The 25,033-nt window shown below is 69.8% G+C and carries 25 protein-coding genes; 20 read left to right on the forward strand and 5 right to left on the reverse strand.

The genetic code is table 11. The features are described 5' to 3' along the window. Positions 1 to 217 precede the first annotated feature (217 nt). The 19 genes from rho (at position 218) to IE136_RS24910 (ending at position 18,945) form a co-directional block, all read left to right on the forward strand. Complete coding sequence (gene rho / locus IE136_RS24820; RefSeq protein ID WP_158990480.1) at positions 218 to 2,308, forward strand: transcription termination factor Rho; 2,091 nt, start codon at positions 218 to 220, stop codon at positions 2,306 to 2,308. Between the two features lie 205 nt (positions 2,309 to 2,513). Beyond that, on the forward strand, positions 2,514 to 3,614 hold the full coding sequence (locus IE136_RS24825) for an LCP family protein (protein WP_158990482.1): 1,101 nt from the start codon (positions 2,514 to 2,516) through the stop codon (positions 3,612 to 3,614). Between the two features lie 153 nt (positions 3,615 to 3,767). Then, complete coding sequence (gene rpmE / locus IE136_RS24830; protein WP_158990484.1) at positions 3,768 to 3,986, forward strand: 50S ribosomal protein L31; 219 nt, start codon at positions 3,768 to 3,770, stop codon at positions 3,984 to 3,986. Between the two features lie 111 nt (positions 3,987 to 4,097). After that, positions 4,098 to 5,177, forward strand: a complete 1,080-nt coding sequence (gene prfA / locus IE136_RS24835; RefSeq protein WP_189601468.1) for a peptide chain release factor 1 — start codon at positions 4,098 to 4,100, stop codon at positions 5,175 to 5,177. 55 nt (positions 5,178 to 5,232) lie between these two features. After that, positions 5,233 to 6,078 carry a peptide chain release factor N(5)-glutamine methyltransferase gene (gene prmC, locus IE136_RS24840; protein WP_158990488.1) on the forward strand — a complete coding sequence of 282 codons (846 nt, stop codon included), beginning with the start codon at positions 5,233 to 5,235 and terminating at the stop codon, positions 6,076 to 6,078. A gap of 44 nt (positions 6,079 to 6,122) precedes the next feature. After that, a complete protein-coding gene (locus IE136_RS24845) occupies positions 6,123 to 6,770 on the forward strand; it encodes an L-threonylcarbamoyladenylate synthase (RefSeq protein WP_158990490.1) in 648 nt (215 codons plus the stop codon). Beyond that, a complete protein-coding gene (locus IE136_RS24850; protein ID WP_158990492.1) occupies positions 6,767 to 7,411 on the forward strand; it encodes an arsenate reductase/protein-tyrosine-phosphatase family protein in 645 nt (214 codons plus the stop codon). The genes IE136_RS24845 and IE136_RS24850 overlap by 4 nt, the downstream gene beginning before the upstream one ends. Before the next feature lie 178 nt (positions 7,412 to 7,589). Beyond that, positions 7,590 to 8,837 (forward strand): serine hydroxymethyltransferase, encoded by a 1,248-nt coding sequence (gene glyA / locus IE136_RS24855; RefSeq protein WP_158990494.1) that lies wholly within the window; start codon positions 7,590 to 7,592, stop codon positions 8,835 to 8,837. Between the two features lie 94 nt (positions 8,838 to 8,931). Continuing rightward, positions 8,932 to 10,293, forward strand: coding sequence for an MraY family glycosyltransferase (locus IE136_RS24860; RefSeq protein WP_189601469.1), 1,362 nt, complete (start codon positions 8,932 to 8,934; stop codon positions 10,291 to 10,293). 263 nt (positions 10,294 to 10,556) lie between these two features. Continuing rightward, a complete protein-coding gene (locus IE136_RS24865; protein ID WP_158990498.1) occupies positions 10,557 to 10,973 on the forward strand; it encodes a Cg1360 family ATP-synthase-associated protein in 417 nt (138 codons plus the stop codon). A gap of 225 nt (positions 10,974 to 11,198) precedes the next feature. Next, positions 11,199 to 12,008 (forward strand): F0F1 ATP synthase subunit A, encoded by an 810-nt coding sequence (atpB, locus tag IE136_RS24870; RefSeq protein ID WP_158990500.1) that lies wholly within the window; start codon positions 11,199 to 11,201, stop codon positions 12,006 to 12,008. 93 nt (positions 12,009 to 12,101) lie between these two features. Beyond that, the gene (gene atpE, locus IE136_RS24875; protein ID WP_158990502.1) at positions 12,102 to 12,359 is read left to right on the forward strand and encodes an ATP synthase F0 subunit C; all 258 of its coding nucleotides are present in this window, start codon (positions 12,102 to 12,104) and stop codon (positions 12,357 to 12,359) included. A gap of 41 nt (positions 12,360 to 12,400) precedes the next feature. After that, the gene (locus tag IE136_RS24880; RefSeq protein ID WP_158990504.1) at positions 12,401 to 12,946 is read left to right on the forward strand and encodes a F0F1 ATP synthase subunit B; all 546 of its coding nucleotides are present in this window, start codon (positions 12,401 to 12,403) and stop codon (positions 12,944 to 12,946) included. Next, a complete protein-coding gene (locus tag IE136_RS24885) occupies positions 12,943 to 13,758 on the forward strand; it encodes a F0F1 ATP synthase subunit delta (RefSeq protein ID WP_158990506.1) in 816 nt (271 codons plus the stop codon). The genes IE136_RS24880 and IE136_RS24885 overlap by 4 nt, the downstream gene beginning before the upstream one ends. Positions 13,759 to 13,891: 133 nt before the next feature. Next, positions 13,892 to 15,490: a F0F1 ATP synthase subunit alpha gene (atpA, locus tag IE136_RS24890; RefSeq protein WP_158990508.1), complete on the forward strand. Its 1,599-nt coding sequence runs from the start codon at positions 13,892 to 13,894 to the stop codon at positions 15,488 to 15,490. A gap of 20 nt (positions 15,491 to 15,510) precedes the next feature. Continuing rightward, the gene (locus IE136_RS24895) at positions 15,511 to 16,428 is read left to right on the forward strand and encodes a F0F1 ATP synthase subunit gamma (RefSeq protein ID WP_189601470.1); all 918 of its coding nucleotides are present in this window, start codon (positions 15,511 to 15,513) and stop codon (positions 16,426 to 16,428) included. Continuing rightward, positions 16,428 to 17,870, forward strand: coding sequence for a F0F1 ATP synthase subunit beta (gene atpD, locus IE136_RS24900; RefSeq protein ID WP_158990512.1), 1,443 nt, complete (start codon positions 16,428 to 16,430; stop codon positions 17,868 to 17,870). The genes IE136_RS24895 and atpD overlap by 1 nt, the downstream gene beginning before the upstream one ends. 108 nt (positions 17,871 to 17,978) lie before the next feature. Beyond that, positions 17,979 to 18,353 carry a F0F1 ATP synthase subunit epsilon gene (locus IE136_RS24905; RefSeq protein ID WP_158990514.1) on the forward strand — a complete coding sequence of 125 codons (375 nt, stop codon included), beginning with the start codon at positions 17,979 to 17,981 and terminating at the stop codon, positions 18,351 to 18,353. Positions 18,354 to 18,498: 145 nt separating this feature from the next. Beyond that, the gene (locus tag IE136_RS24910) at positions 18,499 to 18,945 is read left to right on the forward strand and encodes a DUF2550 domain-containing protein (RefSeq protein ID WP_158994699.1); all 447 of its coding nucleotides are present in this window, start codon (positions 18,499 to 18,501) and stop codon (positions 18,943 to 18,945) included. Positions 18,946 to 19,002: 57 nt separating this feature from the next. Here the strand turns inward: IE136_RS24910 and IE136_RS24915 are convergent, their stop codons facing one another. The 3 genes from IE136_RS24915 to IE136_RS24925 form a co-directional block, all read right to left on the reverse strand. Next, positions 19,003 to 20,856: a glycoside hydrolase family 18 chitinase gene (locus IE136_RS24915; protein WP_373309130.1), complete on the reverse strand. Its 1,854-nt coding sequence runs from the start codon at positions 20,854 to 20,856 to the stop codon at positions 19,003 to 19,005. Between the two features lie 135 nt (positions 20,857 to 20,991). Further along, complete coding sequence (locus IE136_RS24920) at positions 20,992 to 21,642, reverse strand: response regulator (RefSeq protein WP_158990516.1); 651 nt, start codon at positions 21,640 to 21,642, stop codon at positions 20,992 to 20,994. Then, positions 21,630 to 22,844 (reverse strand): sensor histidine kinase, encoded by a 1,215-nt coding sequence (locus IE136_RS24925; RefSeq protein WP_158990518.1) that lies wholly within the window; start codon positions 22,842 to 22,844, stop codon positions 21,630 to 21,632. Before IE136_RS24925 ends, IE136_RS24920 begins: the two co-directional genes overlap by 13 nt. A 150-nt stretch (positions 22,845 to 22,994) precedes the next feature. On the opposite strand from IE136_RS24925, the gene IE136_RS24930 reads away from it, so the two are divergent. Beyond that, on the forward strand, positions 22,995 to 23,666 hold the full coding sequence (locus IE136_RS24930) for a hypothetical protein (RefSeq protein ID WP_158990520.1): 672 nt from the start codon (positions 22,995 to 22,997) through the stop codon (positions 23,664 to 23,666). Here the strand turns inward: IE136_RS24930 and IE136_RS24935 are convergent. Together IE136_RS24935 and IE136_RS24940 are read right to left on the reverse strand one after the other, a co-directional pair. Continuing rightward, complete coding sequence (locus tag IE136_RS24935; protein ID WP_158990522.1) at positions 23,583 to 24,155, reverse strand: cob(I)yrinic acid a,c-diamide adenosyltransferase; 573 nt, start codon at positions 24,153 to 24,155, stop codon at positions 23,583 to 23,585. The two genes, IE136_RS24930 and IE136_RS24935, sit on opposite strands and share 84 nt — an antisense overlap. 296 nt (positions 24,156 to 24,451) lie before the next feature. Further along, positions 24,452 to 24,931 carry a DMT family transporter gene (locus IE136_RS24940; protein ID WP_189601471.1) on the reverse strand — a complete coding sequence of 160 codons (480 nt, stop codon included), beginning with the start codon at positions 24,929 to 24,931 and terminating at the stop codon, positions 24,452 to 24,454. Between the last annotated feature and the right edge of the window lie 102 nt (positions 24,932 to 25,033).

A 25,033-nucleotide genomic window follows, 5' to 3' on the forward strand; every position in this document is an offset into this window, starting at 1 on the left:
CAGTTTCGAGCACGCTCCGGAACCGGCACGACACCCCTCGCTCTTTTCCTGTGAGGGCCGAGCAGGGGACTCGGGCCGGACCCACAGCACGTTTTTCTCTTCCGCCGTACCCGGCGGGACCACCGCCCCGACCCGGTCCACAAGCAGGACCGTCGTCGGACAGCACAACCGGTCGCCGAGCCAGATGGCCGACGTCCGCTCCAGGGAAGGACCCTTCGTGAGCGACACCACCGATCTGATGGGCGTGACTGCCGACAACAGTGTCGACAACGCCGCGCCCGCCGCAGGTGCTGCCACTGGCACCACCGCACGGCGCCGCCGCTCCGGCACCGGCCTCGAGGGCATGGTCCTGGCCGAGCTGCAGCAGGTCGCGTCCGGCCTCGGCATCAGGGGCACCGCGCGGATGCGCAAGAGCCAGCTGATCGAGGTCATCAAGGAGGCGCAGGCTGGGGGCACCTCCCAGGCCGCAGGCTCTGGGGGAGGGGGATCCGCCGCTCCCGCCAAGGCCGACGCCGACACGGCCGAGACCAAGCCGAAGCGCCGCGCCACCTCCAAGGCCCGTACGGGCGAGGGCGCGACCGAGGCCGCCGCCTCCAAGGCCGAGAAGGCCGTCGCCCAGCAGCAGATCGACATCCCCGGTCAGCCGGCTGGGGGCACCTCCCAGGCCGCAGGCTCCGGGGGGGACGACCAGCCGGTCGGCGAGCGCCGCCGGCGCCGGGCGACGAGCCCGGCCGGCAGCCCGGAGGGCGAGGTCAAGGCCGAGTCCGCCCAGGCCGTGAAGACCGAGGCCAAGGTCGAGACCCGCGCCGAGGCCCGTACCGAAGCGTCGGAGGCCAGGGCCGAGACCGCCGTCGACACCGCCGAGGGCCGCGGCCGTCGTGACCGCGGTGAGCGGGGCGACCGCGGTGACCGTCAGCGTGACCGCGGCGACCGTGGTGACCGTCAGCGTGACCGCCGCGACCGCGGCAAGGGCGACGACCAGCAGGGTGGTGGCCAGGGCGGCCAGCGCCAGCAGCGTCAGGGCGGGCAGCCGCAGAACACCGGCCCGCAGGACGACTTCGACGACGAGGGCGGCCGCCGCGGCCGTCGTGGCCGCTACCGCGACCGCCGCGGCCGTCGTGGGCGTGACGAGTTCGCGGCCGGCGAGCCGCAGGTCTCCGAGGACGACGTCCTGATCCCCGTCGCGGGCATCCTCGACATCCTCGACAACTACGCGTTCATCCGGACCTCCGGCTACCTGCCCGGCCCGAACGACGTGTACGTCTCCCTCGCCCAGGTCCGCAAGAACGGTCTGCGCAAGGGTGACCACGTCACCGGCGCCGTGCGTCAGCCGAAGGAGGGCGAGCGCCGCGAGAAGTTCAACGCGCTGGTCCGCCTCGACTCGTCGAACGGCATGGCGGCCGACTCCGGCCGGGGCCGCCCGGAGTTCAACAAGCTGACCCCGCTCTACCCGCAGGACCGGCTCCGTCTGGAGACCGACCCGGGTGTGCTGACCACGCGGATCATCGACCTCGTGTCGCCGATCGGCAAGGGTCAGCGAGGCCTGATCGTGGCCCCGCCGAAGACCGGCAAGACCATGATCATGCAGGCGATCGCCAACGCGATCACCCACAACAACCCCGAGTGCCACCTGATGGTCGTCCTGGTCGACGAGCGTCCGGAAGAGGTCACCGACATGCAGCGGTCGGTCAAGGGCGAGGTCATCTCCTCGACCTTCGACCGCCCGGCCGAGGACCACACCACCGTTGCCGAGCTGGCCATCGAGCGCGCCAAGCGTCTCGTGGAGCTGGGTCACGACGTGGTCGTCCTGCTCGACTCGATCACCCGCCTGGGCCGCGCGTACAACCTCGCGGCGCCGGCTTCCGGCCGCATCCTGTCCGGTGGTGTCGACTCGACCGCGCTCTACCCGCCGAAGCGCTTCTTCGGTGCCGCGCGGAACATCGAGGACGGCGGCTCGCTGACCATCCTGGCCACCGCGCTGGTCGACACCGGCTCGCGGATGGACGAGGTGATCTTCGAGGAGTTCAAGGGCACCGGCAACATGGAGCTCAAGCTCGACCGGAAGCTCGCCGACAAGCGCATCTTCCCGGCGGTGGACGTCGACGCGTCCGGTACGCGTAAGGAAGAGATCCTGCTCGGCGCGGACGAGCTCGCCGTCACCTGGAAGCTGCGTCGCGTGCTGCACGCGCTCGACCAGCAGCAGGCGATCGAGCTGCTCCTCGACAAGATGAAGCAGACGAAGTCGAACGGCGAGTTCCTGCTGCAGATCCAGAAGACGACCCCGGGCGTCGGCAACAACAACGACTGACCACCCGAGATCTCCGTCACACGGCGGGAACCCGGCCCCCGGGCCGTCTTCCCGCCGTGACCTGGTCGAACACCGCACCCACCGCGCCGCGCGCGGTGGGTGCGGTGCGTTGCGGACCGTCGCTCCCCGAAACCTCACAGACGCGTATGCAACCCTTTCGGGTGTTTCGCCGTCACAGAAGGTGAATCGAGGACCTGAGGTGGAGATGACCGAGCAGAGCAGGGACGGCCGAATAGGCCCCCTACGCCCCAGCGGCCGCCGCCGCAAGCAGCCCGCCAGGGGCCGGCGCGCGGCGACCGTCGCCGCCTGGAGCGCGGCCGTGCTGGTCCTGGCCGGTGGCTCCGGACTCGGTTACGTCTACTTCAAGCTCAACGGCAACCTGCAGGGCGTCGACATCAACGCCCGGCTCGGCACCGACCGTCCCAAGAACCTCGACAACGGCTCGATGGACATCCTCGTCCTCGGCTCCGACTCCCGCTCCGGCGCCAACGCCGCCTACGGCGAGGACGAGGGCGGCGCCCGCTCCGACACCGCCATGGTCGTCCACGTCTTCGAGGGCCACCGGAAGGCCAGTGTCGTCTCCATCCCCCGCGACACCCTCGTCGAACGCCCCTCGTGCACCGACGAGAAGGGCACCGCCGTCGCCGGCGAACGGCGGGCGATGTTCAACACCGCGTACGAGGTCGGCGGCCCGGCCTGCGCGGTGAAGACCGTCGAGTCGATGTCCGGCATCCGCATGGACCACTACATCGAGGTCGACTTCACCGGCTTCAAGAAGCTCATCGACGAACTCGGCGGCGTGGAGATCACCACCACCCGGTCGATCAAGGACACCAAGAGCCACCTCGACCTCGCCCCGGGCCCCCACACCCTCGACGGCGAGCAGTCGCTCGGCCTGGTCCGCACGCGCAAGAGCGTCGGCGACGGCAGCGACCTCGGCCGCATCCAGCTCCAGCAGGCCTTCATCAAGGCCTTCATCGACCAGGTCAAGGACGTCGGCGTCTTCGGCAACCCGAAGAAGCTCCTGGACCTCGCCGACACCGCCACCAAGGCCATCACCCCCGACTCGGAGCTCGACTCCGCGGGCGAGTTGATGAGCTTCGCCAAGGGGCTGTCCGCCCTCGGCGCCGAGGACGTCCACATGATCACGATGCCGGTACGGTACGACCCCGCCGACCCGAACCGCGTCGTACCGCTGGAAGCCCAGTCCCGGCAGGTCTGGCAGGCCCTCAAGAGCGACCGGCCGATCCCGGCCTCCGCCACCGAGGACGCGGCCACCGGACAGGCCGACGGGCTCGTGAAGTAGCTCCGCGGGCGACGGACCCGGCGCCGGAATAGTTTCACCCTGGACCCGGTTTTGGGAGATACGGCCGGTCCTGGCAGACTGGTACGTCGGCCCCGGTTCACGCATGTGCATCCCGCACGGCGACCCGGTGCCCTCCCGAAACTAGGAGACACCTTGAAGCGCGAGATCCACCCCGAGTACGTCGAGACCCAGGTCAGCTGCACCTGTGGCGCGTCGTTCACCACCCGTAGCACCCTCACCGAGGGCACCATCCGTGCCGAGGTCTGCTCCGAGTGCCACCCGTTCTACACGGGCAAGCAGAAGATCCTCGACACCGGCGGCCGCGTCGCCCGCTTCGAGGCCCGCTTCGGCAAGGGTGCGGCCAAGAAGTAGCACGTCACTGCGCCGGTCCTTGGTCGCTCCCGCAGGGGGACCGGACCGGCGCTTTGCCGTCCCCGCAGTCCTTCACGCAGCAGCCCCTCACGAATTCACCAGGAGCACCCGATGTTCGAAGCGGTCGAGGAACTGGTCGGCGAGCACGCCGACCTCGAGAAGAAGCTCGCCGACCCTTCGGTCCACTCCGACCAGGCGAACGCGCGCAAGCTCAACAAGCGTTACGCGGAGCTGACCCCGATCATCGGCACCTACAAGGCGTGGAAGCAGACCGCGGACGACATCGAGACGGCCAAGGAGTTCGCCGCCGACGACCCCGACTTCGCCGCCGAGGTGAAGGAGCTGGAGAAGCAGCGCGAGGTGCTCACGGACAGGCTCCGACTGCTCCTCGTCCCGCGCGACCCCAGCGACGACAAGGACGTCATCCTGGAGATCAAGGCCGGCGCGGGCGGCGACGAGTCCGCCCTGTTCGCCGGCGACCTGCTGCGGATGTACCTGCGCTACGCCGAGCGCGTCGGCTGGAAGACCGAGATCATCGACTCCACCGAGTCCGAACTGGGCGGCTACAAGGACGTCCAGGTCGCCGTGAAGACCAAGGGCGGCAACGGCGCCACCGAGCCCGGGCAGGGCGTCTGGGCGCGCCTCAAGTACGAGGGCGGGGTGCACCGCGTGCAGCGCGTGCCCGCGACCGAGTCCCAGGGCCGGATCCACACCTCCGCGGCCGGTGTCCTCGTGACCCCAGAGGCCGAGGAGATCGACGTCGAGATCCACGCCAACGACCTGCGGATCGACGTCTACCGCTCGTCCGGTCCCGGCGGTCAGTCCGTCAACACGACCGACTCCGCGGTCCGTATCACGCACCTGCCGACCGGTATCGTCGCCTCCTGCCAGAACGAGAAGAGCCAGCTCCAGAACAAGGAGCAGGCCATGCGTATCCTCCGGTCCAGGCTGCTCGCCGCCGCCCAGGAGAAGGCCGAGGCCGAGGCCGCCGACGCCCGTCGCAGCCAGGTCCGTACCGTCGACCGGTCCGAGAAGATCCGGACGTACAACTACCCGGAAAACCGGATCTCGGACCACCGTGTCGGGTTCAAGGCGTACAACTTGGACCAGGTGCTCGACGGCGACCTGGACGCGATGATCCAGGCCTGCGTCGACGCGGACTCGGCCGCCAAGCTCGCGGCCGCAGCCTAGGACCTGGTCCCGAGGACCTTGCCGTAAGCCCCACCCCGTACCACGGAGGACCAGCGTGAACCTGCTGCTTGCCGAGGTGGCCCAGGCCACCCAGCGGCTGGCCGACGCCGGCGTTCCCTCACCGCGCTTCGACGCGGAGGAGCTCGCCGCGTTCGTGCACGGCGTCAAGCGGGGGGAGCTGCACAACGTCAAGGACGTGGACTTCGACGCCCGCTACTGGGAGACGGTCGCCCGGCGCGAAGCCCGCGAACCGCTCCAGCACATCACCGGCCGGGCGTTCTTCCGCTATCTGGAGCTCCAGGTGGGGCCCGGCGTCTTCGTGCCCCGGCCGGAGACCGAGTCGGTCGTCGGCTGGGCGATAGACGCCGTACGGGCGATGGACGTGGTCGAGCCGCTGATCGTCGACCTGTGCACCGGTTCGGGCGCCATCGCGCTCGCCATGGCGCAGGAGGTGCCGCGCTCGCGCGTACACGCCGTGGAGCTCTCCGACGACGCGCTGGTGTGGACCCGTAAGAACGCCGAGGGCTCGCGCGTCACGGTCCACCAGGGCGACGCGCTGAGCGCGCTGCCGGAGCTCGACGGCCAGGTCGACCTGGTCATCTCCAACCCGCCGTACATCCCGCTCACCGAGTGGGAGTACGTGGCGCCCGAGGCGCGCGACCACGACCCCGAGATGGCGCTGTTCTCCGGCGAGGACGGCCTCGACACGATCCGGGGGATCGAACGCACCGCGCACCGCCTGCTGCGGCCGGGCGGCCTCGTCGTGATCGAGCACGCGGACACCCAGGGCGGCCAGGTCCCGTGGATCTTCAACGAGGAGGCCGGCTGGGCGGACGCCGCCGACCACCCGGACCTGAACAACCGCCCGCGCTTCGCGACGGCCCGCAAGGCGATGCCGTGACGCGCACTGCCATGACCACGCTTGTGTACGAGGAGGCCTGCTAGATGGCTCGGCGATACGACTGCAACGAGGCGACCGACCGTGTGACCGGTCTGCGCGAGGCCGCGTCCGCCGTTCGCCGTGGCGAGCTGGTCGTGCTGCCCACGGACACCGTGTACGGGATCGGTGCGGACGCCTTCAGCTCGGAGGCAGTCGCGGACCTGCTCGCGGCGAAGGGCCGGGGCCGCAACATGCCCACGCCCGTCCTGATCGGCTCCCCGAACACGCTGCACGGGCTCGTCACGGACTTCTCCGAGCAGGCGTGGGAGCTCGTCGACGCGTTCTGGCCGGGCGCCCTGACGCTCGTCGCGCGGCACCAGCCCTCGTTGCAGTGGGACCTGGGGGACACCCGGGGCACGGTCGCGATCCGGATGCCGCTGCACCCGGTCGCGATCGAGCTGCTGACCGAAGTCGGTCCGATGGCCGTGTCGTCGGCGAACCTGACCGGGCACCCGTCGCCGGAGGACTGCGACGCGGCCCAGCAGATGCTCGGCGACTCGGTGTCGGTGTACCTCGACGGCGGCCCGACGCCGGGGATCGTCCCGTCGTCGATCGTGGACGTCACGGGCAAGGTGCCCGTGCTGCTGCGTGAGGGAGCGCTGTCGCCGGAGGAGCTCCGGAAGGTCGTACCCGACCTCGAGGTGGCCAGTTGACCGCCCCTGAGGGGCGTGGCATAGCGGGGCACGAAAGCAGTTCCTTCCGCATCCTCCACGTCAGCACCGGCAACGTCTGCCGCTCGCCGATCACCGAGCGGCTGACCCGCCATGCCCTGAGCGACCGCCTGGGCGATCCCCGGGGCGGCGGCCTGATCGTGGAGAGCGCGGGTACGTGGGGCCACGAAGGGGCCCCCATGGAGGCCAACGCGGAACTGGTCCTCGCCGACTTCGGCGCGGACTCCAGCGGCTTCGTCGGCCGTGAGCTCCTCGACGAGCACGTCATCCGCGCGGACCTCGTCCTGACCGCGACCCGTGACCACCGGGCGCAGGTCATCTCGATGGGCCACTCGGCGGGCCTGCGGACCTTCACGCTGAAGGAGTTCACCCGCCTGGTGCGGGCGATAGACCCGGCGACGCTGCCCGACCCCCTGGGGGAGGGAGTGGTGGAGCGCGCGCGGGCGCTGGTGCGTGCGGCGGCGGCTCTACGCGGGTGGCTCCTGGCGCCCTCGGTGGAGGCGGACGAGGTGAACGACCCGTACGGCGCCCCGATCACGTTCTTCCGCTCGATCGGCGAGGAGATCAACACGGCGCTGGATCCCGTGGTGACGGCCATGACGGGCGTACCGGCGCGACGCTGAGACGGTCACCGGTGACGGACGCCCGGGCTTCCGGCGCGCCGGTCCGTGCCCTCGGCGTCGGCCTCCGCGCGGCGGCCCACGGGGCCATACGGCCCAGAATCACGGCGGAAACCGGGCGAACCGCCCTCCGCGCGCCTACATTGGAGCTGAAGCCCAGCCCACGCGCCTGGAGCCACAGATGCCGGTCACCGCTCCCCCCGATGAGGAACTCGACGTCCTGCGCCGGCAGGACCCGGAGATCGCCGACGTGCTGCTCGGGGAGGTGCGCCGGCAGTCCGACAGCCTCCAGCTGATCGCCGCCGAGAACTTCACCTCGCCCGCCGTCCTCGCCGCGCTCGGCTCCCCGCTCGCCAACAAGTACGCGGAGGGTTATCCCGGCGCCCGCCACCACGGTGGCTGCGAGTTCGCCGACGCCGCCGAACGGATCGCGGTCGAGAGGGCGACCTCCCTCTTCGGCGCCGAACACGCCAACGTGCAGTCCCACTCCGGGTCTTCCGCCGTCCTGGCCGCCTACGCGGCCCTGCTGCGGCCGGGGGACACCGTCCTCGCCATGGGCCTCTCCCACGGCGGGCATCTCACCCACGGCTCGCCCGCCAACTTCTCCGGCCGCTGGTTCGAGTTCGTGCCCTACGGCGTCGACGCCGAGTCCGGGCTCGTCGACTACGAGCAGGTCGCCGCCCTCGCCCGCCACCACCGCCCCAAGGCGATCGTCTGCGGCTCGATCTGCTACCCCCGCCACCTCGACTACGCGATCTTCCGGGAGATCGCCGACGAGGTCGGCGCCTATCTCATCGCCGACGCCGCCCACCCCATCGGCCTGGTCGCCGGGGGAGTGGCCCCCAGCCCCGTCCCGTACGCCGACGTCGTCTGCGCCACCACGCACAAGGTGCTCCGCGGTCCCCGCGGCGGGATGCTCCTCTGCGGCGGCGACCTGGCCGGGCGCGTCGACAGGGCGGTCTTCCCGTTCACCCAGGGGGGCGCCCAGATGCACACCATCGCCGCCAAGGCCGTCGCCTTCGGAGAGGCCGCCTCGCCCTCCTTCGCCGCCTACACCCACCGGGTCGTCGCGCACGCCCGCCTCCTCGCCGGCGCGCTCGCCGCCGAGGGCTTCGCGATCACCACCGGCGGCACCGACACCCATCTGATCACCGCCGACCCGGCGCCCCTCGGCGTCGACGGCCGCACCGCCCGGATGCGGCTCGCGGCCGCCGGGATGGTGCTCGACACGTGCGCCCTGCCGTACGGGGACGGGCGCGGCATCCGCCTGGGCACGGCCGCCGTGACGACCCAGGGGATGGGCGCCCCGGAGATGGCCCGGATCGCCGCGCTCTTCTCGATCGCGCTACGCGACGACCCCGAGGAGACGGCGCGCGTACGCGCGGAAGTCCGTGAAATGGCGCGGCGATTTCCCCCGTACGGACCGTAGCGAAGCACCGCCGCAACCATCCTGAGCGCCCGGATGTCCTCAACCATATGGACAGCACGGCTAGGGTGTGGGGCTGAGATGGCCAGCGATTCCTGTGGGGCAGCCCGTGCGTGATTACCTGCTGACGCTATGTGTCACGGCCGCGGTGACCTATCTGCTCACCGGTCCGGTGCGGAAGTTCGCCATCGCGACCGGGGCGATGCCGGAGATCCGCGCCCGCGACGTACACCGAGAACCGACTCCGCGGCTCGGTGGCATCGCCATGTTCTTCGGGCTGTGCGCGGGTCTGCTGGTCGCGGACCACCTGCAGAACCTCAACAGCGTCTTCGAGCTCTCCAACGAGCCCCGCGCGCTGCTCTCCGGTGCCGCCCTGATCTGGCTGATCGGCGTCCTCGACGACAAGTTCGAGCTGGACGCCCTGATCAAGCTGGGCGCGCAGATGATCTCGGCGGGTGTGATGGTGATCCAGGGTCTGACGATCCTGTGGCTGCCGATCCCCGGTGTGGGCACGGTCGCGCTCACCCCCGGGCAGGGCACGCTGCTCACGGTCGCCCTGGTGGTCCTCACCATCAACGCCGTGAACTTCGTCGACGGCCTCGACGGCCTCGCCGCCGGCATGGTCTGCATCGCCGCCGCGGCCTTCTTCCTGTACGCGTACCGCCTCTGGTACGGCTACACGATCGAGGCGGCCGCGCCGGCCACCCTGTTCGCGGCCATCCTCATGGGCATGTGCCTGGGCTTCCTGCCGCACAACATGCACCCGGCGCGGATCTTCATGGGCGACTCGGGCTCGATGCTGATCGGCCTGATCCTGGCCGCCTCCGCGATCTCGATCACCGGTCAGGTCGACCCGGACACCCTGAAGATCTTCTTCGAGGGCTCGACCCGGCAGGCCACCCACGCGGCCCTGCCGGTCTTCATCCCGCTCCTCCTGCCGCTGACGATCATCGCGATCCCGATGGCGGACCTGATCCTCGCGATCGTGCGCCGGACCTGGAACGGCCAGTCGCCGTTCGCCGCCGACCGAGGCCATCTGCACCACCGGCTCCTGGAGATCGGGCACTCGCACAGCCGGGCCGTCCTGATCATGTACTTCTGGTCGGCGCTGATCGCCTTCGGGACGCTGGCGTACTCGGTGCACTCGACGTCGATGTGGATCGTGCTCGTGGTCGTAATGCTGAGCGCGATCGGTCTCGTGCTGCTCCTGCTGCCGCGCTTCTCGCCGCGGGCCCCGCGGTGGGCGGAGTCCTTCGTTCCGCCCCGCTACCGGCGCCGTCGCCCGGTCCCGCGCATGGAGGCCGTCCCGCCGGTCGCCGCCCACCCCGCCGGGGGTGCGGAGGGCGTCGAGGATCCGCTGGGGGAGCGCGTCCCGATCCCGGCCGGGGTCAACGGCTCCACCGCCATCGGCCACCGTTCGCGCTTCACCGACCGGCGGAAGGCCGGAACGCCGAGTTGACGAATGCCGTATCGGCGTCCAATACCAGACAAGTCGCCTCTCTGTCCCGCACACACGCGCGCGGTAACTCTCATGTGTGACAGCCAGCACACCTCATGGGTAAAGAACTACTCAAATAGTTTGTGATACCGTTCACGAGACCCGGCGACAGAGCCGAAAGACCGTAGTGCGACGGTCTCTTGGCCCCGAGACACACCTCGGACCGGGCTTACGCTCGTCCCTGACGACACCATCGCCCCCACCAGCAACGCGGAGACACCGCCATGCCGTCCAACGACGCACGCATCCTTCTGTCAGCTGCCATTCCCGCTGCTGCCACCGGCGCCATCGCCGCGGTCATCAGCGGCCTGGTCGCCGGCGGCAAGGGAGCGCTCGGCGCCGTCATCGGCTGCGCGGTCGTCATCCTGTTCATGGGGATCGGGCTCGTGGTGCTGCAGCGGACGGCGAAGTCGCTGCCGCATCTGTTCCAGGCCATGGGGCTCATGCTCTACACGGCCCAGCTGCTTCTCCTCCTCTTCCTGATCTTCCTGTTCAAGAAGACCACCTTCTTCGACTTCAAGGCCTTCGCGTTCACCGTGCTCGCCGCGACCATCGTGTGGATCGCCGCGCAGGCGCGTGCGTACATGAAGGCCAAGATCATGTACATCGACGACCCCAAGAAGCCGGGGTCGTCGACGTGAGGGGTAGGGCCGGGATAAAGGCGCGTTCGGCTTCCTGCTATCGTCCGGTGCCAACTGCGGCACTGCGGGCGCGGGCATCCGAGCTGACGCCTGTCCCAGCGCGAGGCTCGACGCCGAACCGCCGCCCCCTTATCCGTAAGACCAGTCCAGTGCCGACCCGCGGCTGCGTGCCGCGCCGACACAACGAGGTTGCCGTACCTATGCGCCACGCTGAAGGAGCCCGCGGTGAGTGCTGACCAGACGCTTGCCTTCGACCCGAGTTGTCACATCTTCAGTGGATGCGGCTTCCCGGCGCCGGGCCTGCACACGTTCATGTACGAGCCCGTCGCGACGGTGGGGGGCATCGACATCACCAAGCCGATGCTGCTCGCCCTCCTCGGCTCCATCGTGGTCGTCGGGTTCTTCTGGGCCGCCTTCAACAAGCCCAAGCTGATCCCCGGCAAGATGCAGATGGTCGGCGAGGCCGGTTACGACTTCGTCCGCCGCGGCATCGTCTACGAGATCATCGGCAAGAAGGACGGCGAGAAGTACGTCCCGTTCATGGTGTCGCTGTTCTTCTTCGTCTGGATCATGAACCTCTGGTCGATCATTCCGCTCGCCCAGTTCCCGGTCACCTCGCTGATCGCCTTCCCGGCCGGTCTCGCGCTGATCGTGTACGTCATGTGGATCTCGCTGACCTTCAAGAAGCACGGCTTCGTCGGCGGCTGGAAGAACATCGTCGGTTACGACAAGTCCCTCGGCGCGATCCTCCCGATGGTCGTCGTCCTCGAGTTCTTCTCGAACCTCCTCATCCGGCCCTTCACGCACGCGGTCCGACTGTTCGCGAACATGTTCGCCGGTCACCTGCTGATCGTGATGTTCTCGCTGGCCACCTGGTACCTCATGAACGGTCTGGGCTTCGTCTACGCCGGCGCCTCGTTCGTCATGGTCCTCGTGATGACGGCCTTCGAGCTCTTCATCCAGGCCGTCCAGGCGTACGTCTTCGTCCTCCTGGCCTGCAGCTACGTCCAGGGCGCGCTCGCCGAGCACCACTGAGCCGGTCCGCCCGGGACCCAGCTACACCCCCAATCCAACAGTCGTCCGGTGGCCAACCCCCACCGGGTCATTGAAAGAGAAGGAAGTAACGGCATGTCCGCTGCTCTCGACATGGTCAACCTCGCGGCCTCCGCCAAGGAGAACGTCGTCGGCAACGTCGCCTCGATCGGCTACGGCCTCGCCGCGATCGGCCCCGGCGTCGGCGTCGGCATCATCTTCGGTAACGGCACCCAGGCGCTCGCCCGCCAGCCCGAGGCCGCCGGCCTGATCCGCACCAACCAGATCATGGGCTTCGCGTTCTGTGAGGCGCTCGCCCTCATCGGCATCGTCATGGGCTTCGTCTACCAGTAAGCCGGACCGACAGCCCGAACCTTTTTACGGAAGGCACTGATGTGAACGCTCTGCTTCTTGCGCAGGCGGAGGAGCCCCAGCCTCCTCTGATCCCGCATCTTGACGAGCTCGTCATCGGCCTGATCGCCTTCGTCATCGTCTTCGGCTTCCTCGCCAAGAAGCTCCTCCCGAACATCAACAAGGTTCTGGAGCAGCGTCGCGAGGCCATCGAGGGTGGCATCGAGAAGGCCGAGTCGGCCCAGATCGAGGCCCAGAGTGTGCTGGAGCAGTACAAGGCCCAGCTCGCCGAGGCCCGCCACGAGGCCGCGCGTCTTCGCCAGGAGGCGACGGAGCAGGGCACCGCGATCATCCAGGAGATGAAGGCGGAAGGCCAGCGCCAGCGCGAGGAGATCATCGCGGCCGGCCACGCGCAGATCGAGGCCGACCGCAAGTCCGCGGCGACCTCGCTGCGCCAGGACGTGGGCAAGCTCGCCACCGACCTGGCCGGCAAGCTGGTCGGCGAGTCCCTCGAGGACGCCGCCCGCCAGAGCCGCACGATCGACCGCTTCCTCGACGAGCTCGAGGAGAAGGCCGAGGCTGTCCGATGAACGGAGCGAGCCGCGAGGCACTGGCCGCCGCACGTGAGTCCCTCGACGCACTGACCGACAACACCTCGGTCGACGCGGCGAAGCTCGCGGGCGAGCTGGCAGCCGTCACCGCGCTGCTCGACCGCGAGGTGTCGCTGCGTCGGGTCCTGACCGACCCGGCGCAGGCGGGCGAGGCCAAGGCCGAGCTCGCCGGGCGACTGCTCAGCGGTCAGGTGGGCGGCGAGGCCGTCGACCTGGTGTCCGGCATGGTGCGTTCCCGCTGGTCGCAGTCGCGTGACCTGGTCGACTCGGTCGAGGAGCTGGCGAACACCGCCGACCTCACCGCGGCGCAGCAGGCCGGCGCGCTGGACGACGTCGAGGACGAGCTGTTCCGGTTCGGCCGGATCGTGTCCTCCAGCACCGAGCTCCGCTCGGCGCTGACCGACAAGGCCGCCACGGTCTCCGCCAAGAGTGAGCTGCTGCGCGGCCTGCTCGGCGGCAAGGCCAACCCGGTCACCGAGCGACTGGTCGTCCGTCTCGTGACCCAGCCCCGGGGACGTAGCCTGGAAGCGGGACTCGAGTCCCTCTCCAAGCTCGCCGCGGCGCGCCGGGACCGGATGGTCGCCGTCGTCACCTCGGCGGTGCCGCTGACCGACCAGCAGAAGCAGCGCCTCGGTGCCCTTCTGGCCAAGCTGTACGGCCGCCAGATGCACCTGAACCTGGACGTGGACCCCACGGTCCTCGGCGGGATCTCGGTGCAGGTCGGCGACGAGGTCATCAACGGGACCATCGCGGAGCGCCTCGACGAGGCGACCCGGCGACTGGCCGGCTGACGTCAGCCACCAACTGAACACAGCATCACCTGCGGCCCGGTTGGGCCGTGCAGAGATTGCAGAAGATTCCTGGGGGTCGGCCCCCAGACCCCCTAAGAAACTTCGGGCCCAACAAGGAGAGCAGGGAACCCAGATGGCGGAGCTCACGATCCGGCCGGAGGAGATCCGGGACGCGCTGGAGAACTTTGTCCAGTCGTACCAGCCGGACGCGGCCTCGCGCGAGGAGGTCGGAACGGTCAGCCTGGCCGGCGACGGCATTGCCAAGATCGAGGGTCTGCCCTCGGCCATGGCGAACGAGCTGCTGAAGTTCGAGGACGGCACCCTCGGTCTCGCCCTCAACCTCGAGGAGCGCGAGATCGGTGCGATCGTCCTCGGCGAGTTCAGCGGTATCGAGGAGGGACAGCCGGTGCAGCGCACCGGTGAGGTCCTCTCTGTCGGTGTCGGCGAGGGATACCTGGGTCGCGTCGTCGACCCGCTCGGCAACCCGATCGACGGCCTCGGCGAGATCGCGACCGAGGGCCGCCGCGCCCTCGAGCTGCAGGCCCCGGGCGTCATGGCCCGTAAGTCGGTCCACGAGCCCATGGAGACCGGCTACAAGGCCGTCGACGCCATGACGCCGGTCGGCCGTGGTCAGCGTCAGCTGATCATCGGTGACCGTCAGACCGGCAAGACCGCGCTGTGTGTCGACACGATCATCAACCAGCGTGACAACTGGCGCTCGGGCGACGTGAACAAGCAGGTCCGCTGCATCTACGTCGCCATCGGCCAGAAGGGCTCCACCATCGCGTCCGTGCGCGGCGCCCTGGAGGAGGCCGGCGCGCTCGAGTACACGACGATCGTCGCCGCCCCCGCGTCCGACCCGGCCGGCTTCAAGTACCTGGCGCCGTACACCGGCTCCGCCATCGGCCAGCACTGGATGTACCAGGGCAAGCACGTCCTGATCGTCTTCGACGACCTGTCGAAGCAGGCCGACGCCTACCGCGCCGTGTCGCTGCTGCTGCGCCGCCCGCCGGGCCGTGAGGCCTACCCGGGTGACGTCTTCTACCTGCACTCCCGTCTGCTCGAGCGCTGCGCGAAGCTCTCGGACGAGCTGGGCGCGGGTTCGATGACCGGTCTGCCGATCGTCGAGACCAAGGCGAACGACGTATCGGCGTTCATCCCGACCAACGTCATCTCCATCACCGACGGCCAGTGCTTCCTGGAGTCCGACCTGTTCAACGCCGGTCAGCGTCCGGCCCTGAACGTCGGTATCTCGGTCTCCCGTGTCGGTGGCTCCGCCCAGCACAAGGCGATGAAGCAGATCTCCGGTCGCCTCCGTGTCGACCTCGCCCAGTTCCGTGAGCTGGAGGCGTTCGCCGCCTTCGGTTCCGACCTGGACGCGGCCTCGAAGGCGCAGCTGGAGCGCGGTCAGCGCATGGTCGAGCTGCTCAAGCAGGCTCAGTACCAGCCGATGCCGACCGAGAACCAGGTCGTCTCCATCTGGGCCGGCACCACCGGCAAGATGGACGACGTCCCGGTCGCCGACATCCGTCGCTTCGAGGCCGAGCTCCTCGCGTACCTGCGTCAGAACCACGCGGGTCTCATGAGCTCGATCCGCGAGGGCGGCAAGATGTCGGACGACACCCTGCAGTCCGTCGGTGACGCCATCGCGGAGTTCAAGAAGCAGTTCGAGACCTCTGACGGGAAGCTGCTGGGCGACGACGCTTCCGCTGCCGTCAACGTCTCGAAGTGACGACGGAAGGGACCTGACTCATGGGAGCGCAGCTCCGGGTCTACAAGCGTCGCATCAAATCCGTCACCGCGACGAAGAAGATCACCAAGGCGATGGAGATGATCGCCGCCTCGCGCGTCGTCAAGGCGCAGCGCAAGGTGCAGGCGTCGACTCCGTACGCGACCGAGCTGACCCGCGCGGTCACCGCGGTGGCCACGGGTGCGAACGACAAGCACCCGCTGACCACCGAGGCGGAGAACCCGACCCGTGCCGCGGTCCTGCTCCTGTCGAGCGACCGCGGTCTGGCCGGCGCCTTCAACTCCAACGCCATCAAGGCGGCGGAGCAGCTCACGAGGAAGCTGGAGAGCGAGGGGCGCGAGGTCGACATCTACGTCGTCGGCCGTCGTGGCATCGCGCACTACAACTTCCGTGAGCGCAAGCTGGCCGACTCGTGGACCGGCTTCACGGATCAGCCGGAGTACGCGGACGCCAAGAAGATCGCCGCTCCGCTGATCGAGGCGATCGAGAAGGACACGGCGGACGGCGGCGTGGACGAGCTCCACATCGTCTACACCGAGTTCGTCTCGATGATGACGCAGACGGCGGTCGAGGCCCGGCTGCTGCCCCTCAGCCTCGACGAGGTGGCGAAGGAGGCGGGCGAGCAGGACACGCTCCGTCCGCTGTACGACTTCGAGCCGTCGGCGGAGGACGTCCTCGACGCCCTGCTGCCGCGCTACGTCGAGAGCCGGATCTACAACGCGCTGCTCCAGTCGGCTGCCTCCAAGCACGCCGCCACGCGCCGCGCGATGAAGTCGGCGACCGACAACGCGGGAGACTTGATCAACAACCTCTCCCGACTTGCCAACGCGGCCCGCCAGGCCGAAATCACCCAGGAAATCAGCGAGATCGTCGGCGGCTCGGCAGCCCTGGCCGACGCGACCGCGGGGAGTGACAAGTAATGACGACCACTGTTGAGACGGCCGCCGCCACGGGCCGCGTCGCCCGGGTCATCGGCCCGGTCGTCGACGTGGAGTTCCCCGTCGACGCGATGCCGGAGATCTACAACGCGCTGCACGTCGAGGTTCCGGACCCGGCCGAGGAGGGCGCGACCAAGACGCTGACCCTCGAGGTCGCCCAGCACCTCGGTGACGGCATCGTCCGCACCATCTCGATGCAGCCCACCGACGGTCTGGTCCGCCAGGCCCCGGTGACCGACACCGGCAGCGGCATCACCGTGCCGGTCGGCGATGTCACCAAGGGCCGTGTGTTCAACACGCTCGGTCAGGTGCTGAACGACGACGCCTCCACCGTCGCGGACGCCCCGCGCTGGACGATCCACCGCAAGGCCCCGGCCTTCGACCAGCTCGAGTCCAAGACCGAGATGTTCGAGACCGGCCTGAAGGTCGTCGACCTTCTCACCCCGTACGTCAAGGGTGGAAAGATCGGTCTGTTCGGTGGCGCCGGTGTCGGCAAGACCGTTCTGATCCAGGAAATGATCGTCCGTGTGGCCAAGCTGCACGACGGTGTATCGGTCTTCGCGGGCGTCGGCGAGCGCACCCGTGAGGGCAACGACCTCATGGTGGAGATGGAGGAGGCCGGCGTTCTGGACAAGACCGCGCTGGTCTTCGGCCAGATGGACGAGCCCCCGGGCACCCGTCTGCGCGTGGCCCTGGCCGGTCTGACCATGGCGGAGTACTTCCGCGATGTGCAGAAGCAGGACGTGCTGTTCTTCATCGACAACATCTTCCGCTTCACCCAGGCCGGTTCCGAGGTCTCGACCCTGCTCGGCCGTATGCCCTCCGCGGTGGGTTACCAGCCGAACCTGGCCGACGAGATGGGTCTCCTCCAGGAGCGCATCACCTCGACCCGTGGTCACTCGATCACCTCGATGCAGGCGATCTACGTCCCCGCGGACGACCTGACCGACCCGGCCCCGGCCACCACCTTCGCCCACCTCGACGCGACGACGGTTCTCTCCCGTCCGATCTCCGAGAAGGGCATCTACCCGGCCGTGGACCCGCTGGACTCCACGTCCCGGATCCTGGACCCGCGCTACATCGCGCAGGAGCACTACGACGCCGCCACGCGCGTCAAGGGAATCCTGCAGAAGTACAAGGACCTCCAGGACATCATCGCGATTCTCGGTATCGACGAGCTGAGCGAGGAGGACAAGCTCGTTGTCCACCGCGCCCGCCGTGTCGAGCGCTTCCTGTCCCAGAACACCCACGCGGCGAAGCAGTTCACCGGTGTGGACGGTTCGGACGTTCCGCTCGACGAGTCGATCGCCGCGTTCAACGCGATCTGCGACGGTGAGTACGACCACTTCCCCGAGCAGGCCTTCTTCATGTGTGGTGGTCTCGAGGACCTCAAGAAGAACGCCAAGGAGCTCGGCGTCTCCTGAGCCTCGTGCTCCTGAGGGGGGCGGGTGTGCCCGCCCCCCTCGCCACGCCCACTAGAATTGACCCCAACACCCGGCACGACCGCCGGGTGGTGACCCGAGGAGCCACCCTTGGCTGCTGAGCTGCACGTCGAGCTGGTCGCCGCCGACCGGAATGTCTGGTCCGGCGAGGCCACTCTGGTCATCGCGCGTACCACCTCCGGCGACATCGGCGTCATGCCCGGCCACCAGCCGCTGCTCGGTGTGCTGGAGTCGGGCCCGGTGACCATCCGTACCAGCGAGGGCGCGACCGTCGTCGCCGCTGTGCACGGTGGGTTCATCTCGTTCGCCGACGACAAGCTGTCTCTGCTCGCGGAGATCGCCGAGCTGGCGGACGAGATCGACGCCCAGCGCGCCGAGCGTGCGCTGGAGCGCGCCAAGTCGGAGTCGGACGCCGCCGCCGAGCGTCGCGCCGACGTCCGACTGCGTGCGGTAGCGGTCCGCTGACGGACCGCGCCGAGAGTTGTGCCCTCAGCCGCGGCACGGCCTGGAGTTCTCCAGACCGTGTCGCGGCTGAGGCGATGCAGATGCGGGTTGTATTCGGTTACGCCGGCGAAGCCGGTCACGGGACGCAGCGAGGAGGTCGGTGAAGATGTTCCTCGCTCTGCTCCTGAGCGGCCTGGTCGTCGCACTGGTGGTGATCGGGCTCTTCGTCTTCGGCTTGCGCCGCAGGTTGATCCAGCGCGCCGGCGGCACCTTCGACTGTTCGCTGAGGTGGGACGTCCCCGAGGAGCCGGACGTCTCCGGCAAGGGCTGGGTGTACGGAGTGGCCCGCTACAGCGGTGACCAGGTCGCCTGGTTCCGTGTCTTCTCGTACGCGGCCCGGCCGCGCCGGGTCCTCGAACGTTCGGCGATCGAGGTCCTGGACCGCCGGATGCCCGAGGGCGAGGAGGAGCTCGCGCTGCTCTCCGACGCGGTGATCCAGGGTTGTATGCACCGAGGGATCCGCCTGGAGCTGGCGATGAGCGAGGACGCGCTCACCGGCTTCCTCGCCTGGCTGGAGGCGGCGCCTCCGGGGCAGAGGGTGAATGTCGCGTGATCGAGTGGCAACGAGGAAGGCGGGGACGGCGTGCTGCGCCGTCCCCGCCTTCCTGTGTCAGGACTTGTTCAGCCCGTTGTCGATGGCGCCGACGAGCTCGCCGCCCGTCGTGTCACCGCTGAACTCCCAGAAGAAGGCTCCGCCCAGGCCCTGGTTCTTGGCCCAGTTCATCTTGGACGTGACCGTGGCCGGGGTGTCGTAGCTCCACCAGTTGGTGCCGCAGTGGGCGTATGCCGTGCCCGCGACCGTGCCGGTGGCCGGGCAGGAGCTCTTGAGGACCTTGTAGTCCTCGATGCCCTGCTCGTACGTGCCGGCCGCCGGGCCCGTCGCCGTGCCGCCCGGGGCGGACTGGGTGACGCCCGTCCAGCCGCGTCCGTAGAAGCCGATGCCGAGCAGCAGCTTGCCGGCCGGGACGCCCTTCGCCTTGAACTTGGCGATCGCCTCGGCGGAGTTGAAGCCCGCCTGCGGGATGCCGGCGTACGAGGTGAGGGGGGAGTGCGGGGCCGTCGGACCCTTCGCCGCCCAGGCGCCGAAGAAGTCGTACGTCATCACGTTGAACCAGTTCATGTACAGCGCGGCGCCCGCGTAGTCGGCGGCGTCGATCTTGCCGCCGGCGGAGGCGTCGGCCGTGACGGCCGCCGTGACCAGGTTGTTCGCGCCGAACTTGGCGCGCATGGCCTGCATCATGTTCTTGAAGGCGGCCGGTCCGCTGGTGTCGCAGGACAGACCGCAGGCGTTCGGGTACTCCCAGTCGAGGTCGATGCCGTCGAAGACGTCGGCCCAGCGCGGGTCCTCGACCAGGTCGTAGCAGGACTGGGCGAAGGCGGTCGGGTTCTGGACGGCCTGGCCGAAGCCGCCGGACCAGGTCCAGCCGCCGAAGGACCACAGCACCTTGATGTTCGGGTAGGCCTTCTTCAGCTTGCGCAGCTGATTGAAGTTGCCGCGCAGCGGCTGGTCCCAGGTGTCGGCGACGCCGTCGACGGACTGGTCGGCGGTGTACGCCTTGTCGTGATCGGCGTAGGCGTCGCCGATGGTGCACTTGCCGCCGGTGACGTTGCCGAAGGCGTAGTTGATGTGCGTGATCTTCGAGGCGGAGCCGGACGTCACGATGTTCTTGACGTGGTAGTTACGGCCGTAGACGCCCCAGTTGGTGAAGTACCCCATCTTGACCGTGGAGCCGGGGTTCGGGTTGGTGCCGCCGCCCGTGGTCCGCACGTTCGCGGCGCCGCTGGCCGGGCCGGTCTGGTCGGCGGTGTCGCGGGCGACGACCGTGTAGCTGTAGTCGGTGCCGGCGGTCAGACCTGTGTTGGTGTACGTGAGGCCGGTGACCGTGGCGACCTTCGTGCCGCCGCGCAGGACGTCGTAGTTCTTGACGCCCTTGTCGTCGGTGGCGGCGGTCCAGGTCAGCTTGACCGAGGTGTCGGTGATCTCGGAGGCGACGGGGGTGCCGGGGGCGGAGGGCGCGCTGTCGCCGGGCTGGGTGGACCCGTCGCAGGAGGCTCCGTTGACCTTGCAGCCGCTGGGGGCGCCGGTGCCGGTGCCGTTGAAGCCGAAGGAGACGGTGGCGCCGGGGGCCAGGGTGCCGTTCCAGCCGACGTTCTTGGCGGTCCAGTGGGTCCCGGAGCCGGTGACGGTCGCGTCCCAGGCGGAGGTGACGGTGGTGCCGGCGGGGTAGTCCCACTCGACGGTCCAGGAGGAGAGGGTGGTGGTGCCGGTGTTCTTCACCGTCCACTTGCCCTCGAAGCCGGAACCCCAGTCGGAGACCTTGGTGTAGGTGGCGGTGGCCGCCGTGGCGGCCTCGGCGGGTGCGGCGAGGCCGACCATCGCGGCCAGGGGCAGGATCAGGGCGGTCAGACCGGCGGCGGCCCGGCGTCTGAACCCTGTTCTGCGCGTCGGTGCTTGAGTGCTCAACGGTGCTCCTCAAGTTGCGGACGGACAAGTAGGGGATGGTCCGTGAAGGGTGCGCGCGCCCCGCGAGCGTAGAAAGGTCTGGACCAACCGTCAAGAGGTCCAGACCAACGTCGGCGTACCGGCTTCCGCTCCCGCTCAGACCCCCAACTCCTGTGCCAGCACGGCGGCTTGCACCCTGCTGCGCAGCTCCAGCTTCCCCAGCACCTTGCTGACGTGCGTCTTCACCGTCGCCTCCGCCATGCCGAGGAGGACCGCGATCTCCGCGTTCGCCAGCCCCCGGCCCAGCGCGGAGAGCACCTCCCGCTCCCGGGGTGTCAGCGCGTCCAGTACGGACGGGTCCGCCGCTCCCGGAGGACGCGGCGGCCGGCTCGGAGCCGCGAACTCGGCGATCAGCCGGCGGGTCACCGCCGGCGCGATCAGCCCCTCGCCGCGCGCCACCGTCCGTACCGCCTCGATCAGGTCCTTCGCGTCGGTGTTCTTCAGCAGGAACCCCGCCGCGCCGGCCCGCAGCGCCCCGAAGACGTACTCGTCCAGGTCGAAGGTGGTCAGCACCAGCACATCGGCAAGCCCCTCGGAGACCACCAGCCGGGTCGCGGTCACCCCGTCCATCCGGGGCATCTGCACGTCCATCAGGACCAGGTCGGGGCGCAGCTCGCGGGCGAGCTCCACCGCCCGTTCCCCGTCCGCGGCCTCCCCGACCACCTCGATGTCCGGCGCGCTGCCCAGGATGAGGACCAGCCCCGCCCGCACCGCGCTCTGATCCTCGGCCACGATCACCCGTACCACGCCTGCGGCTCCTTGTCCTTCGTACCGACGGGCAGGACAGCCCGTACCCGCCACACCTCGCCCCCGTCGCCGGCCGGCAGGGGACCGGCCTCGAACTCCCCGTCCAGGAGCGCCACCCGCTCCCGCATCCCCACCAGACCCGCCCCGGAGCCGGGGGCGCGCGGCCCGGGCTGCCCGCCGAACGGACTGGTCACGCCGACGGTCAGGGCCCCGTCCCGGCGGCGGCCGAGCTCCACCCGGACCTCGCCGGGGGCCGCGTGCTTGAGAGCGTTGGTCAGCGACTCCTGAACGATCCGGTACGCGGCGAGCTCGACCGGCGCCGGCAGCGGGCCGGCGCCCCGGGACCGGGCGTCCTCCAGCGCGAACGTCAGCGCGCTCGGCTCCCCGTTCGCCCTGGCCTGGGTGAGCAGCGCCTCCAACCCGTCCAGGGTGGGCGCGACCGCCGGTTCGGCGTCCCCACTGCTGTCCCGCAGCAGCCCGATCAGCCGCCGCATCTCGGCCAGGCCCTCGACGCTGTTCTCCCGGATGACGGTGAGCGCCTGCCTGGTCGTCCCCGGCTCGTCGATCGACAGCGCGGCCGTGGAGTGGATCGCGATGGCGGAGAGATGGTTGGCGACCATGTCGTGCAGCTCGCGGGCCATCCGGGCGCGCTCGGCCACGACCGCCTGGGTCCGGTCCATCTCGGCGAGCAGCGCGGTCTGCTCCGCGCGCAGCCGCGCGGCATCGGCGGCCTGGCGGTGGTTGCGCACGACCGCGCCGGTGACGGCGGGGAGGAAGGAGAGCATGCCCGTGATCAGACCGACCAGCAGGGCGATCGCGTTCTGCCACCAGACGAGGAAGCCGATCGTCACGCCGATCGTGATCAGACCGGTCGTGTACGGGATGCGCCGGGCGGAGGCGGGCGAGCCGTAGACCACGGCCGCGTAGACCACGTCCGTGAACATCAAAGCGGTCACGAGGCTGCCGTGGGTGAACTGGTCGGCCACGAGAGCGAGCGTGCCGACGGTCAGGGCGGTCTGCGGCAGGGAGCGGCGCAGGGCCTCCATCGTGGCCATGACGACGAGCGGGCCCAGCGTCGCCCACCGCGCCGTGACCGGCGCGTCGTTCTGGGTGTGCAGACCGAAGGACCACATCAGCAGGCCGATGGCGAGGCCGCCGGCGGCGATGAGCAGATCGTCGCGGTGGGGACGCGGGAGGGTCACGGATCCATCCAACACGGTGGGAGGCGCCCCGGCCTCGCCGTCCGGGCCGATGCGCCCTCCGTCGAACGATGTAGACGCAGGTCGTCACCGCCGACGACGCGTCGGGCCCGGCGTCACGGGAGGGTGAGAGGGAACCGGAAGGGGAGTGCCGTGATCGTCACGCTGATCGTGATCTGCGAAGTCGGCTTCTGGGTCCTGCTGGCCGCCGGCCTCGCCACCCGCTATCTGCTGAGAATGCCGCGGGCGGGTCTCGCCCTGCTGCTGTGCGAGCCGCTCCTGGAGGTCCTGCTGCTCGTCGTCACCGCCGTCGACCTCAAGAACGGCGCCGACCCCAGCTGGCGGCACGGCCTCGCCGCGGTCTACATCGGTTACACCGTCGGCCACGGCCACCGCACGGTGAAGTGGCTCGACGGGCACGCCGCCCACCGCTTGGGCGACGCCCCGCCGCCCGTGAAGCCGCCGCGGTACGGCATGGCGCGCGCCCGCCACGAGGGCAGGGTCTGGGCGGGCTCGGTGCTCGCGGCGGCCGTCGCGAGCGCACTGCTGCTGCTCGCGGCCTGGTACGTCGGCCCGGACGGGAACACCGAGTCGCTGAAGAGCTGGATCTTCGTCGCCTGGCGGGCCGCCGGCATCCACGGCCTGATCGCGCTCTCGTACACGATCTGGCCGAAGAAGGCACCGGCGGCGGACAGCGGGGCGGGGGCCGAGGCGGCGACCGGGGCAGGTCCGAAGACGGACTCAGCGCTCCCCGCCCGGGACCCAGAGCACGTCCCCGACCTCCTTGTTCGCCGTCCGGGCCAGGATGAAGAGCAGGTCCGATAGCCGGTTGAGGTAGGTCGCGGTGAGGGCGTTCATCGTCTCGCCGTGCACCTCGATCGCGGCCCACGTGGAACGCTCCGCGCGCCGGACCACCGTGCACGCCTGGTGCAGCAGCGCCGCACCGGGTGTGCCGCCCGGCAGGATGAAGGAGCGCAGCTTCTCCAGCTCCTCCAGGAAGCGGTCGCAGTCCGCCTCCAGCTTGTCGACGTAGGACTGCTCCACCCGCAGCGGCGGATACTTCGGGTCCTCGACCACCGGGGTGGAGAGGTCCGCGCCGACGTCGAACAGGTCGTTCTGGACACGGACGAGGACCTTCACGACCTCCTCGTCGAGCTGCCCGAGGGCGATGGCCGTACCGATGACGGCGTTGGCCTCGTTGGCGTCGGCGTAGGCCGAGATCCGCAGATCGGTCTTGGCGGTCCGGCTCATGTCGCCCAGCGCGGTGGTGCCCTGGTCGCCGGTACGGGTGTAGATGCGCGTCAGATTGACCATGACCCCAGCGTAGTTACGCTCCGGCCGTCCGGAGCGTCCGTGTGCCGACCGTCACGGCGAGGCGGCGGGCCGCCCGGGACGCGTCCTCCTCCCTGGTGAGCCCGAAGCTGGACCGGATACTTCCCAGGATCCGCTCCGGGGACAGCCCGGTCGCCCGTCAGGGCGTGCGAGGGTCCTGGGCCGAGCTGTCGCAGGCCGACCCGTCGGGACGGCGGTGTCCGTCGGCGGCTGGACGGTGGAGGTCTCGTTGTTCGCCGGCACCACCGACACCAGCGCGGTGTCGGCGGTGCAGCGCGTCAGCCACCTGCCGTGCGGTGACCCGCCCCTCGCCGTCGACGGGCGGCACGGTCACCTCGTGTGCGTCCGGCCTCAGGGAACGGCAGGTGTCCGGAACGGACTTGTGATCCACAGCCGTCGTCACCACGTGGCGGCGGCCTCCGGAACGGACGACCCTGGGTGCCGCCGAGCACGAGCAGACCGGTGCCGCGTGGTCCCACCCGGAGCCGTTCGGACCCGCGCCGGGAGGTGAGCGCGGTGAGGAGCATCGGTCCGCTGAACTCCAGGGTGACGACCACGCCCGGCGGCAGCCGGGAGGTCGCCTCGCAGAAGGGGAGCCGCATGACGGCGAAGACGGCTCCGCAGGGGAGGGGCAGCCGCCGGTGGGTGCGCAGCAGCTTCGGCGCGGGCCGGGAGAGCAGGACGAGCAGGGCCGCGGCGATGAGCAGTCGGAGCGGGGTCGCGCCGGCCGGCCCGGTCTGAAGAGACGGCCGCCGCACACGGTCGCCCTGTACCGCCAGGGGGTATGCGGTGACGCGGAGTCCGACGCGAACCGGACACGAATGGCGCGCGGAGGGGTGTCGCGAGTGTGACGTCCGTCA

The sequence above is a fragment of the Streptomyces lateritius genome (assembly GCF_014649715.1).
Lineage (GTDB): Bacteria > Actinomycetota > Actinomycetes > Streptomycetales > Streptomycetaceae > Streptomyces > Streptomyces lateritius.